Source organism: Methylosinus sp. RM1, assembly GCF_011378635.1.
Classification (GTDB): Bacteria; Pseudomonadota; Alphaproteobacteria; order Rhizobiales; family Beijerinckiaceae; genus Methylosinus; species Methylosinus sporium.
This window is the reverse complement of record NZ_WOVC01000059.1, coordinates 1-11,948: the sequence shown is the minus strand read 5'-3', so window position 1 is coordinate 11,948 and position 11,948 is coordinate 1. Positions and strand designations below refer to the sequence as shown.

The 11,948-nt window shown below is 61.8% G+C and carries 11 protein-coding genes and 1 pseudogene; 10 read left to right on the top strand and 2 right to left on the bottom strand.

From position 1 onward, the window contains the following. Nucleotides 1-312: 312 nt before the first annotated feature. Nucleotides 313-1,152: pseudogene (locus FMZ75_RS20000) on the top strand (PepSY-associated TM helix domain-containing protein); the annotation flags it as partial. On the opposite strand, the gene FMZ75_RS19995 reads toward FMZ75_RS20000, so the two are convergent. Continuing rightward, nucleotides 1,109-1,468, bottom strand: coding sequence for a transposase (locus FMZ75_RS19995; protein ID WP_166145761.1), 360 nt, complete (start codon nt 1,466-1,468; stop codon nt 1,109-1,111). The pseudogene FMZ75_RS20000 and the gene FMZ75_RS19995 sit on opposite strands and share 44 nt — an antisense overlap. 167 nt (nt 1,469-1,635) lie before the next feature. Continuing rightward, a complete protein-coding gene (gene istB, locus FMZ75_RS19990; RefSeq protein WP_166145758.1) occupies nt 1,636-2,445 on the bottom strand; it encodes an IS21-like element helper ATPase IstB in 810 nt (269 codons plus the stop codon). A 299-nt stretch (nt 2,446-2,744) separates the two neighbouring features. Between istB and FMZ75_RS19985 the strand changes: the two genes are divergently transcribed. The 9 genes from FMZ75_RS19985 to cas2 all read left to right on the top strand — a co-directional run bounded on the left by FMZ75_RS19985 (nt 2,745) and on the right by cas2 (nt 11,808). Continuing rightward, nucleotides 2,745-3,380, top strand: a complete 636-nt coding sequence (locus tag FMZ75_RS19985) for a type I restriction-modification system subunit M N-terminal domain-containing protein (RefSeq protein ID WP_246729133.1) — start codon at nt 2,745-2,747, stop codon at nt 3,378-3,380. A gap of 67 nt (nt 3,381-3,447) precedes the next feature. After that, nucleotides 3,448-3,579: a hypothetical protein gene (locus FMZ75_RS22015; protein ID WP_255461851.1), complete on the top strand. Its 132-nt coding sequence runs from the start codon at nt 3,448-3,450 to the stop codon at nt 3,577-3,579. Nucleotides 3,580-3,691: 112 nt separating this feature from the next. After that, entirely contained in the window at nt 3,692-5,995 is a 2,304-nt protein-coding gene (gene cas3 / locus FMZ75_RS19980; protein ID WP_166145755.1) for a CRISPR-associated helicase Cas3', read from the top strand. Between the two features lie 368 nt (nt 5,996-6,363). After that, complete coding sequence (cas5c, locus tag FMZ75_RS19975) at nt 6,364-7,038, top strand: type I-C CRISPR-associated protein Cas5c (RefSeq protein ID WP_166145752.1); 675 nt, start codon at nt 6,364-6,366, stop codon at nt 7,036-7,038. Next, the gene (cas8c, locus tag FMZ75_RS19970) at nt 7,035-8,924 is read left to right on the top strand and encodes a type I-C CRISPR-associated protein Cas8c/Csd1 (protein WP_166145748.1); all 1,890 of its coding nucleotides are present in this window, start codon (nt 7,035-7,037) and stop codon (nt 8,922-8,924) included. Before cas5c ends, cas8c begins: the two co-directional genes overlap by 4 nt. Then, entirely contained in the window at nt 8,921-9,811 is an 891-nt protein-coding gene (gene cas7c / locus FMZ75_RS19965) for a type I-C CRISPR-associated protein Cas7/Csd2 (RefSeq protein WP_166145745.1), read from the top strand. The genes cas8c and cas7c overlap by 4 nt, the downstream gene beginning before the upstream one ends. Nucleotides 9,812-9,824: 13 nt before the next feature. Continuing rightward, nucleotides 9,825-10,451 (top strand): CRISPR-associated protein Cas4, encoded by a 627-nt coding sequence (gene cas4, locus FMZ75_RS19960; RefSeq protein ID WP_166145742.1) that lies wholly within the window; start codon nt 9,825-9,827, stop codon nt 10,449-10,451. A gap of 6 nt (nt 10,452-10,457) precedes the next feature. Continuing rightward, complete coding sequence (cas1c, locus tag FMZ75_RS19955; RefSeq protein ID WP_166145739.1) at nt 10,458-11,504, top strand: type I-C CRISPR-associated endonuclease Cas1c; 1,047 nt, start codon at nt 10,458-10,460, stop codon at nt 11,502-11,504. A gap of 13 nt (nt 11,505-11,517) precedes the next feature. After that, on the top strand, nt 11,518-11,808 hold the full coding sequence (gene cas2 / locus FMZ75_RS19950) for a CRISPR-associated endonuclease Cas2 (protein WP_036293104.1): 291 nt from the start codon (nt 11,518-11,520) through the stop codon (nt 11,806-11,808). Nucleotides 11,809-11,948 lie beyond the last annotated feature (140 nt).

Sequence of the window (11,948 nt, the reverse complement as noted above, 5' to 3'; positions counted from 1 at the left end):
TTCTCGTTCATCTTCGGATCCTTCCAGAGACATGGCTGTCCCTCCGAAGAATCTCACATCCGAAAATCCTTCCGAACCCAAAGAATCAATGGGGTCGCGACGGCGCTTACCAAGGAGCAGACGCGCTTCGCATGCAGATCGCCGCCGAATAAGGACGTCAGGTAGTTCTGTATGAATTCAAGCCGTTGCGTTGTCGCCCGCATTGCCCCGCCATCCCCGAAACCGATTCGTTAACAATTTGTTTCGCGAAGCGCCGCGGCAAAAATGAGTCAGAAAAAATGAGGGGATTCGTGAGATTCGGCAGAGGTAACTGGAAGACGTCTGTGGTACACGGATTCCGAGACCTTCAACGCCAGCTTTATCGGTTTCCTGTTCAAGCTTCATTATCAGCTGCTGACCCCCGGTTCTGGAGACGCATTCGTTGGAATCATCGCTGTGCTCGCAAGCCTGTCCACGCTCACGGGTATTTTTCTATGGTGGCCGCGAAATGGCAAGTGGCGCAATGCATTTATAATAAAGTGGCCAGCGAAGTTCGAACGATTGAACTATGACATTCATCGTCTCTCCGGCATCTTTCTTCTGCCAGTCGCCATCGCCGTTCTCTTATCGGGATTGTCCTTTAATTTGCCAGTCCAATTCCGCGCGGTGGTGGAAATATTTTCGCACCTCGCCAAGGTCGAGAAATTTCATTCGACCCCTCACCGGCATCAGCACGCGTCGACGTCGCTCGATGACGCGCTCGCGTCAGTCGCGCGCTCATTTCCAGAGGGGCACATCTATTCCGTGGCGCTACCGACGCCGAAGAATGGATTTTACGTGTTCACCCAACTATTTCCTATCGGCTGGGGGCTCGAAGGGGCCCGGACGATTTTCGTCGATCGATTCGACGGTGATTTAATTCATGTAAACGATCCCCTTAAAGGTGATGGCGATGGGTTCATAGCGTGGCAGTGGGCATTGCATTCTGGCTATGTGCTCGGATGGCCCGGCCGCATAGCCGTATTTCTCTTCGGCTTGAGCTGGCCTTTGATCTTCTTTACTGGCGTCGTGCGTTGGCTTCAAAAGCGGCGGGCGCACCGCATCGTCAAAACAAGAGGGGGTGATGCAGCTAGTGGCCCGAGTCATTGGAACTGCGGGTATAGGGATTGGTGAATTGCCAGTCGGCCTCGACGTGATGTTTGTTGCGGTTTTGCTGCCAAGCTGCGACCTCGCGGATGAGCGTGGCCTTGTCGGGGATGCGGCGATCGAGACATTGGGTCGCGAGGACCGCGAGCTCGGATTCGGCCATGTCGAGCCAGCTTCCATGCTTTGGCGTGTAATGCCATTCGAAGCGCTCGGCCAGGCGTCGCGCCTCGGTGGCGGGAAAGGCGGCGTAGAGCGAAGCCGGCGTGTGCGTCGAGAGATTGTCCTGCACCAGCACGATCTTCGCCGCGTTGGGAAAATGCTTGTCGGACAAGTCCCTGAGCACATGGGCATAATCGACGGCCGCGTGGCTATGGCGCGGCAATCTGGATGAGAAGAGCGCGACAATCTGGATGAGATTTTTCGGTCGCGGTGACGAGATGATTGTCGCGGAGCGACGATAAGGCAAGCGGATTTTTGATGACGTTCGTCTTGATTGACGCGGAGCGACAATCAGGATGAGGTTTTGATTGTCGCGCGCGCCGAGGGCCGGCCTGGACCAGCGGCTTTTTTGAGCGCGGCTTTCCGTCGATAGCTGTCGACGTTCATCTCGAAGATCGTCGCATGATGAACGAGTCTGTCGACCGCGGCGAGCGTCATGGCTTGGTCTGGGAAGATTTTTCCCCATTCGCCGAAGGGCTGATTTGCCGTGATGAGCAGCGAGCGTCGCTCGTATCGGGCGCTGATCAGCTCGAACAGGACGCTCGTTTCGGCCTGATCCTTGGCGACATAGGCGAGATCGTCGAGGACCAGCAAATGATATTTGTCGAGCTTGTCGATCGCGGCTTCGAGAGTAAGGTCGCGTCGCGCGACTTGCAGTCTCTGGACGAGATCCGTCGTTCTCGCGAAGAGAACGCGCCAGCCGTTTTCGATGAGCGCCAGGCCGAGCGCCGCCGCCAAGTGTGATTTTCCGACCCCAGGTGGACCAAAAACCAGCAAATTGGCTCCTTTTTCGAGCCAGGCGTCGCCAGCCGCGAGCGCTTGGACTTGCGCTTTCGAGATCATCGGCACAGCGTCGAAGTCGAAAGCGGCGAGCGTTTTTCCGAGCGGCAGACGCGCCTCGGCGAGATGACGGGCGAAGCGGCGCTGACCTCTGTCGGCGAGCTCCTGCTCGGCGAGCGCCGCGAGAAAGCGCGCGGCGGGCCAGCCTTCCTTGTCTGCGGTGGCGGCGAGCGCGCTCCAGACGAGCTTGATGCCGGAGAGGCGCAGCTCGGAGAGAAGAAGATCGACGCGCGCGGCGTCGACTTTGTCGTTCGCCTTCATGCCGCGGCTCCTTCGAAAGAAGCGAGCGCGTCATAGACGGCGAGCTCGGGGAGCGCGCCCAATCACATTGGGCGCCGCGGCGATCTTCGGCGCGAAGCGTTCGATCAGCGTGGAAAGGTTTGGAAGACGACCGGCGTCGAGTTCCTCCTCGATCGCGACGGCGAGCTCGGCCTCGCAGGCGCGCTCATGCGCCAGAGGGCGTGAGATTCAGAACGACGAACGCTCGTGACCGCGACAGCAAGGAATGACGACGGCGGACCAGACTCGGCGATGAGATTTCAGGCATTCAAGGGACAGGCATGAGCACCGGCGATCTGAACTGGATCACGAACTTCATCTGGGGCATTGCCGATGACGCGCTACGCGACCTCTATGTCCGCGGCAAATACCGAGACGTGATTCGGCCGATGACGGTTCTCCGCCGGCTCGACGCCGTGCTGGAGCCGACCAAGCAGGCCGTCCTGACGATGAAAACCAATCTCGACAAGGCCGGCGTCGCCAATCAGGACGCCGCCCTTCGGCAGGCGTCCGGACAGGCGTTCTACAACACCTCGCGCTTCACATTGCGGGATCTCCGCAACCGCTCGAGCCAGGCGCAATTGAAGGCGGACTTCGAAGCCTATCTCGACGGCTTCTCGCCCAATGTTCAGGAAATTCTCAAGAGCTTCGAGTTCCGCAACCAGACGCCGAAGCTCTCGAAAGCCGACGTTCTCGGCACGTTGATCGAGAAGTTAATCGACTCCTCCATCAATCTCGGCCCCAAGCCGGTCCTGAACGGCGACGGCTCGGTGAAGCATCCGGGGCTCGACAATCACGCCATGGGCACGATGTTCGAGGAGTTGGTCCGCTGCTTCAACGAGCGTCCGCGAATATCGACGCTGAGCGCGCCAGAGGAGGTCGAAGCAGCCGGCCGCCTCTTATCGTGCCCTCGATGACAATGACGTCGTTCGCGGCTATGCCGAGACGTGCTACAGGGCCAAATCCTGAGACAAGGAGCGAAGAGTGTTCGTCCGCATCGAGGCGACGAGGCTCGGCGTCGATATCAGCTTCCGCATAGAGCGATCCAGCGAAAGACGAGTTCTCGACGCGGCGCCTGCCGGCGCCTGTCCCGAGGCCGACCTCTCTCCACCCTGAAAGCCGTCGACAGCTTGCTCGAGAGAGACTTCGACGTTCATGGAATGGGCTAGATCGAAAGACGAGCCTATCATAAGTTGGGGGGTATCGGTCTCGACTTGGAGCCGCCGCGATGCCGATTTATGCCCATTCGAGCGACAGTCTGGACGAGTCGACCTGGGAGCCGCTCGAACAACATTTGCAGAGAGCAGCAGATTTGGCGGAAGCCAGGGCGAGAAAGTTCGGCGCTGCGGAATATGGAGCGAAGGCCGGCTGGCTGCACGATTTCGGCAAGGTCGATCCACGGTTCCAGGCGCGGTTGAGAGGGGCCAAGGCGCCCTTCGATCATGCCGGGCCGGGCGCGGCTCTGGCGCGGGAGCTTTATGGCGTTTTTGTCGGCGGCATCCTCGCTCCCATCATTGCCGGGCACCACACCGGCTTGATGGATGGAACGCGGGACGGCGAGGCGGCCGTCGACATCACGCCGCTCGACGAGCGACTGCAAAACTGCACGGGAGATCTGGAACGGCAGAAAGCCCTCTGGTCCGCCGAAGGGTTGACATGCCCGGAGCCGCCGGACATGCCGCCGGTCAGGCTGCGTAAGGAAGACGGGGAAGCGGGCACCGCCTTTTGCCTCGCGTTCTTTACCCGCATGACGTTCTCCACGCTTGTCGATGCGGACTTCATCGCCACCCAGGAGTTCGTCACCAAAGCCCCGCGACGCGTCGTCGACATTGCGCTCGCCGATCTGAAGCGAAGGCTCGATGCGTCTCTTGCGGAGAAAAGCGAAAGGGCGCGTCGTGAGCAACCCGGGCCCTTGAACGACGCCCGCGCCGCGATCCTCGCCTCGGCCCGCGCCAGCGCACAATCCGGCCAGGGGATATTCACGCTCGCTGTGCCGACCGGAGGCGGCAAGACGCTGGCCTCGCTCGCCTTCGCGCTCGATCACGCGATTGCGAAACAGCTCGACCGGGTCATCGTGGTGATACCCTTCACCTCGGTGGTGGAGCAGACGGCAGAGGTCTATCGTGAAGCGCTCGACGATTTGAGAGGCGCCGTGCTGGAGCATCACGGCGCCTTCGACGACACCAAGATCAGGCGCGAGGGCGACGCGCCGGAAATGCGCGACAAGCTGAAGGTGGCGCAGGAGAATTGGGATGCGCCGATCGTGGTGACGACAGCGGTGCAATTCTTCGAGAGCCTCTTCCACAACAAGAACGCGCGCTGCCGCAAGCTGCATAACATCGCTCGATCGGTGGTCATTCTCGATGAGGCGCAGACCTTGCCTCTGCCCGTGCTCAGGCCGATCGTGCTGGCGATCGACGAGCTGGCGCGCAATTACCGAACCACGATCGTGCTGTCGACCGCGACCCAGCCCGCCTTGTTGGAGCGGCCCGATGAGCCGGAAAAATCCTTCGTCGGCGGCCTGCGCGACGTTCGGCCGATCATCGCCGACGAGAAGCCGCTGTTTCAGATTCTGAAACGCGTGGAGATCGAATCGATCGGCCGACAGGACGACGCGGCGCTCATCGAGCTGATCTTGCGGCAAGGTCAGGCGTTGACCATCGTCAACACGCGCAAGCACGCCCGCGAATTGTTCGCTCTCATCCGCCGCGAGGACGGCGCACGGCATTTGTCCACCATGATGTGCGCGGCGCACCGCTCCGAGGCGCTCGACGCGATCCGGCAGGATTTGAAGGATAAGCGGCCGGCGCGGGTGATCTCGACGTCGCTGATCGAGGCGGGCGTCGACATTTCCTTTCCCCTCGTGCTGCGCGCCGAGGCCGGGCTCGACCAGATCGCGCAAGCGGCCGGACGCTGCAATCGCGAGGGCCGGCGAGCCGCATCGGAGAGCCGCGTTCTGGTGTTCGAAGCGGCAGAGGGGAACGGCCATCCCGAAATGCAAAAGCGCTGGTCGGCGACCAAGGAGGTCTGGCGCAGGCTGGAACGCGGAGAACTCGAAGGCTCGCTGCTCGATCCGCCCGCGATCGAGGCCTATTTCAAGGCGCTCTTCTGGCTGAAGGGAGACGCCGCGCTCGACGAATACGAGATATTGAAGCTGTTGCAGGCCTATGCGCCGAAACGAGGGCGGGCGTTGCAATTGCCGATGGAATCGATCGCGCGGCGGTTCAAGATGATCGACGACGCGATGGCGCCCTTGCTGATCGGCTGGGACGAGACGGCGCGAAAGGAGATCGACGCGCTTCGTCATGCGGAGTGGGTCGGCGGCGTCGCGCGGGCGCTGCAACGCTATCTGGTGAACGTGCCGCCTCGGGACCGCGCCAGGCTGATCCAGCGCGGAGCGGCCGAAGTGATCCGACCCGAGCGCTTCGGCGAGCAGTTCGTCGTGCTGACGGATATGGGCCTCTACCGCGATGACGTCGGGCTCGACGTGTCGGACCCGGCGTTCGAGGAGGCGAGGAGGCTGATTGTGTGAATTGCATCTCTCGTTAGTGCAAACTAGACATTGACACGGCCCTCGTCCGGCGGCACACTGGATATTGTCGACGAAGGAGAATCGACCATGGAATGGCTCTGGGCGTTGATCTCTAGAATACCGAGATTGCGTGTGCGTCTTTTAGGCGAGTTCGAAGTCACGGTCGGTCGAGCCGAGCCGTCGGACAAAGTCGGTTGAGCTCTGCGTCGTGGATTGCAACGCACTAACGAGCGATGCCTCGAATGTGGAAAATGGGCGGGACAAATTCCTGCCCATTTTCTTGTGCGATAAAACTGTTGATTGAAAAGAAGCGCCATTGCGCGGCGCACCCCCACGGCCGAGCATGAGCTCGATTTTGGGAGGCTGCATTGACCGATTCGACTCCGGATTTTGGCCTGAAGCTGCATGTCTGGGGCGAGCGCGCCTGTTTTACGCGGCCCGAGATGAAAGTGGAGCGCGTCTCCTATGATGTGATGACGCCCTCGGCGGCGCGCGGCATTGTCGAGGCGATTCATTGGAAGCCGGCGATCCGCTGGATCATCGATCGTATTCATGTGCTGAAGCCCATCCGCTTCGAGAGCATTCGCCGTAACGAGGTGGGCTCCAAGATTGCCGAATCGAGCGTGCGGTCGGCGATGCGCTCCGGGCGGCTCGACGAGCTGGTCACGGTGGTGGACGAGGATCGCCAGCAGCGCGCCGCCACCGTGCTGCGCGACGTGGCCTATGTCATCGAGGCGCATTTCGAGCGCACCAGCAAATGGGGGCTTGAGGACAATGACGCCAAGCACATCGATATGGCCCGCCGCCGCGCCCGTTCCGGCCAGTGCTTTCAACGGCCCTGTCTCGGCGCGCGCGAGTTCGCCGCGGATTTCGAGCTGATCGAAGGCGATCCGCCGCCGGCCATTTCCGAAAGCCGCGATCTCGGCTTCATGCTGCTCGATATCGATTTTTCAGCCGGCGCCCGCCCGGTGTTCTTCCGCGCCGAGATGATCGACGGCGTCATCGAGCCGCCGCGCCTGGAAGATGCGAAGGCGAAGCGATGAGCATGCTCGCGGCCCTGGTCCGGCGCTACGAGCGGATGGCGGCGAAGGGCGAGGCGCCCGTGCCGGGGTATTCCTCGGAGAAGATCGCCTATGGCGTGACATTGGCGGCCGATGGCTCTGTCATCGACGCGGTCCCGCTCGGCGAGCTAAAGAAGGGCAAGCTCGTTCCCGAGAGCATGATCGTGCCGCAGCCAGTCAAGCGCACGGTCGGCATCGCGGCGAATCTATTATGGGACAAGACGTCCTATGTGTTCGGCGCCACTGATCCGGCCAAGGAGTCGAAGCGTGCAGCGAAGAAGGGATTGAGGCCGGGCGCCGAGGAGTTCGGCGCCTTCCGACAGCGCCAGCACAAGGCGATCGGCGAAACGGAAGATGTCGGCCTGAAGGCGTTTCTCGCGTTTCTCGACGGCTGGGATCCCCAACGCTACGATGAGTTGCCACACGCGTCGGACATGCTGGACGCCAATGTCGTCTTCAGGCTCGACGGCGGCGACTGGCTTCACAATCGACCCGCGGCGCGAAAAATCGTCGCGAGCTCGGTCGGCGCCGGAGGCGCCTCCGGGCTTTGCCTTGTGACCGGGCAGGATGCGACGGTCGCGCGGCTGCATCCCTCCATCAAGGGCGTGCGCGGCGCCCAGTCGTCGGGCGCGGCGATCGTGTCCTTCAATCAATCCGCCTTCACCTCCTACGGCAAGGAGCAGGGCGAGAACGCCCCCGTCTCCGAATATGCCGCCTTCGCCTACACTACCGCGCTCAACGGGCTTTTGGCGGAGCGCCGCAACCGCGTGCAGATCGGCGATGCGACGGTGGTGTTCTGGGCCGAGCCGCAAGGCGAGGAGGAGCCCTATGACGCGGAAAACGTCTTCGCTGAGATTTTCGGCGTTTCCGCCGAAACGAGCGCCCCCGAGTCCGCGCCCGCTCCAGACGCCGAGACGCAGGAGCGTGACCTCCTCCAAAAGCTGGCGATGATCGCCGAGGGCCGGGCGGTCCCCGGCCTCTCCGTCGATCCAGCGACGAAATTCTACGTCCTCGGCCTCTCGCCCAACGCCGCGCGCATCTCGGTGCGCTTCTGGCTGGACACGACGATCCGGCAATTGGCGCAAAGACTGACGCGGCATTTCGAGGATCTGCGGCTGGAGCCGCCCGCGTGGCGTGCGGGGAAGGCGCCGAACGTTCGCGCCCTCATCGGGCATCTTGCGCCCATGCGGATCGACCGCGATGGACGACTCAAGATCATGTTCGATGATGCGCCGGATCATTTGAGCGGGGAATTCGTCCGGGCGGTCCTTTCAGGCGGCGACTATCCTTATGCCGTGTTGTCGACGGTCTTGCAGCGGCTCAAAGGCGACCGCGTCGTCACGGGCCTTAGGGTCGCGCTGGTCAAGGCGGTTCTCGCTCGCCGCGCCCGCAGACAAAAAACTCAACTCGGTTCGGAGGAGGCCGACATGACATCAGACCCCTTCGTCGAAAGCGACGGGCGAAAGCTCGGTCGTCTTTTCGCGATCTACGAACGCGCTCAAGCCGCCTGCTTCGAGGAACTGAACTCGGGTGTCGTCGACAAGTTCTATGCGTCGGCGATGGCGACGCCTCTCTATGTTTTCCCCTCCCTCGACGCGAATTTTCAGCATCATCTCTCCAAAATTCGCAAAGGAAGAGATTTGGCCAAATGGGTGAAGAACCCCGGCGCACTCGCTGGCGGGCTGCTCAAATCGGTCGGAGAACTCACGAGCGGCATCTGTTCCTATCCGAAGCAACTGCCTCTCGAAGAGCAGGGACAATTCGTCATTGGATACTATCAGCAAAAATTCGGCCGCGATTCCGAAAGCGCGAATGGCGTGCAGACGGCCGCGGCATCAGGCCGACAAAGTGAAGAGGAGCAGCAATGAGCGCCATCACTCACCGATACGATTTCGTCTACCTCTTCGACGTCGTGAATGGCAATCCCAATGGAGATCCCGACGCTGGAAACAGGCCCCGCGTCGACCCCGACACCAGCCGCGGCTTGGTGACAGATGTGTGCCTGAAGCGAAAAGTTCGTAACTTCGTGGCGCTGGCAAAGGGGAATGTTCCAGGTTTTCGGATTTACATGGCCGAGAAGGCGATTCTCAACAATTCCAATCTCGAGGCGTGGACAGAGCAAGGCATCGAACCCGACAAAAAGGGCGATTATTCCCGGCTGCCGAAGGATGAGGAAAACGCGAGACGCATCACTCGATGGATGTGCGAGAATTTTTTCGATATCCGCGCATTCGGAGCAGTGATGTCGACCGACAAGAATGCCGGCCAGGTCAGAGGGCCGATCCAGCTGACTTTTGCCGAATCCCTTGACCCGGTTTCGCCGCTCGAGATTTCCATTACGCGCTCGTCCGTCACCAATGAAAGGGATGCGGATAAGGAAAGGACGATGGGGAATAAGCACATCGTCCCCTACGGCCTCTATCGCGCCCACGGCTTCATCTCCGCTCGCTTGGCCAATGACGCGAGGAAGGGCACCGGATTTTCCGAGGAGGATCTTTCCCTGTTCTGGCGCGCTCTCGGCGAGATGTTCGATCACGACCGCTCGGCGGCGCGCGGCGAGATGACCGCCCGCCGCCTCATCGTCTTCGAGCATGAGAGCGATCTCGGCAACGCCCCGGCCGCCAAGCTGTTCGAGCGGGTGAAGGTTTCCCGCGCGCCCGGCTCGGACGGTCCGCCGCGGAGCTTTTCCGATTACGCGGTGACTTTGGACGAGGCGCCGCTGCCGGTCGGCGTCAAGGCGCTGGATCTCATCTGAAGGGAGAGGGGGCATGGACGAGGCCGATCTGATCCCCCTCTCGGCGCTCCAGCACATGCTCTATTGCCCGCGCCAATGCGCGCTGATTCACGTCGAGCAGGTCTGGAGCGAGAACCGCTTCACCGCCGAAGGGCGCATCCTGCATGACAAGGCCGATCAACCGGGCGCGTCGCGCCGGCGCGGCGTGCGCACAGCCACCGCCATGCCGATCCGCTCGATCGCGCTCGGTGTGTCTGGTGTCGCCGACGTCGTGGAACTACATGAACGGGACGGACGCATCCATCCCTTCCCCGTAGAATACAAGCGTGGGTCGCCAAAGGCGCATCGCGCGGACGAAGTTCAGCTATGCGCCCAGGGCGCCGCGCTGGAGGAAATGTTCGGCGTCGAGGTTCCGCAAGGCGCGCTCTTCTATGGCGAGACGCGGCGCCGAGTTGCGGTCGCCTTTGACGCCGATTTGCGCCGATTGACAGCGCAAACCGCCGCCGCCGCACGAGCGATGATCCTTTCCGGCTCGGTTCCTCACGCCGCCTATGAGGCCAAACGTTGCCGGGCCTGCTCGCTGCTGGAGACATGCGCGCCACGAGCGACGGCGGACGGCGGTCAGGTGGCGCGGTGGATCGCACACATGATCGAGGGGTGAGATGCAATGGTCGACCGCCGCTACCTCAACACGCTTTATGTCTCCACCGAAGGCGCCTATGTGCACAAGGACGGAGAGAACGTCGTGGTGGAAGTGGAGGGCGTGGAGCGTCTGCGTGTGCCGATGCACAAGCTCGGCGCCATTGCGCCATTCGGCCGTGTCACCATTTCCGTCGGCTTGACGGCTGCGGCGATGGAAGCGGGAATCGCCATCACGCATTTGACCGAGCATGGCCGCTTTCTCGCCCGCGTCGAAGGGCCGGTCTCCGGCAATGTGTTGTTGCGGCGCGATCAGTTCCGCGCGCATGAGAACGCGGCAGCGAGCGCGACTTTCGCTGCGGCGATCATCATCGCCAAAGCGTCCAATCAGCGCGCCGTGCTGCAACGGGGGTTGCGCGATCATGGCGACAGCTTGGACGAGACGGCCAGAAGCGCTCTCCAATCTGCGATCGATCATCTGGCCGACGCGTCTCGTCGTTGCCTGAAGCCGCAAACGCTCGACGAGGCGCGTGGCGTGGAGGGCGAAGCCGCGCGCGCCTACTTCGGAGTATTCGATCATCTGATCCGCGCCAAGGATCCGGGTCTACGATTTGGCGCACGCTCGCGCCGTCCGCCGCTCGATGCGGTCAATGCGCTCCTCTCCTTTCTCTACACCTTGCTGGTTCACGATTGCCGATCGGCGCTCGAACGCGTCGGCCTCGATCCGGCGGTCGGTTTTCTGCACCGTCTGCGTCCTGGACGCCCGAGCCTGGCGCTGGATCTGATGGAGGAGCTGCGCCCCCATCTGGCCGATCGGCTGGCGTTGACCCTGATCAATCGCGGCGAGATCGGGGTCAAGGATTTCCGTCGATTCGAAAACGGCGCCGTGCTCCTCGGCGACGACGCGCGCAAGCAAGTGCTGACGACGTTTCAGGAGCGCAAGCGCGAGGACATCGAGCATCCTTTTCTGAAGGAGAAGCTCGCCATCGGTCTGCTGCCGCACATTCAGGCGCAGCTGCTGGCCAAGGCTGTGCGCGGCGATCTCGAAGGCTATCCGCCGATGATCTGGAAATAGGAGCGAGACCGGTATGATGGTGCTCGTCAGCTACGATGTCGAAACGGTGACAGCGGCGGGCCGCAGGCGGCTGAGGCGAATCGCCAAAGCCTGCCGAGATGTCGGCCAACGTGTGCAGTTCTCTGTCTTCGAATGCGAGGTCGATCCGGCGCAATGGGCGATGCTGCGGGCTCGTTTGATCGGCGAGATCGATCCGGACAAGGATAGTCTTCGCTTCTATTTTCTCGGCAGCAACTGGCGCCGCCGCGTGGAGCATGTCGGAGCCAAGCCAGCTGTCGATTTCGACGCGCCGATGATCATATGAGCCGATGCTCGAATGCCGACACGGCTATTCTAGTGGCCCGAGTCATTGGAACTGCGGGTATAGGGATTTCAGCTTGAGGCGAGCGTCTCTGGTGGTGAATTGCCAGTCGGCCTCGACGTGATGTTTGTTGCGGTTTTGCT

Coding starts and splice junctions, on each gene's coding strand:
- istB (WP_166145758.1), bottom strand. CDS start 2,445: ATGAAGGCGAACGACAAAGTCGACGCCGCGCGCGTCGATCTTCTTCTC.
- FMZ75_RS19985 (WP_246729133.1), top strand. CDS start 2,745: ATGAGCACCGGCGATCTGAACTGGATCACGAACTTCATCTGGGGCATT.
- cas3 (WP_166145755.1), top strand. CDS start 3,692: ATGCCGATTTATGCCCATTCGAGCGACAGTCTGGACGAGTCGACCTGG.
- cas8c (WP_166145748.1), top strand. CDS start 7,035: ATGAGCATGCTCGCGGCCCTGGTCCGGCGCTACGAGCGGATGGCGGCG.
- cas7c (WP_166145745.1), top strand. CDS start 8,921: ATGAGCGCCATCACTCACCGATACGATTTCGTCTACCTCTTCGACGTC.
- cas4 (WP_166145742.1), top strand. CDS start 9,825: ATGGACGAGGCCGATCTGATCCCCCTCTCGGCGCTCCAGCACATGCTC.
- cas1c (WP_166145739.1), top strand. CDS start 10,458: ATGGTCGACCGCCGCTACCTCAACACGCTTTATGTCTCCACCGAAGGC.
- cas2 (WP_036293104.1), top strand. CDS start 11,518: ATGATGGTGCTCGTCAGCTACGATGTCGAAACGGTGACAGCGGCGGGC.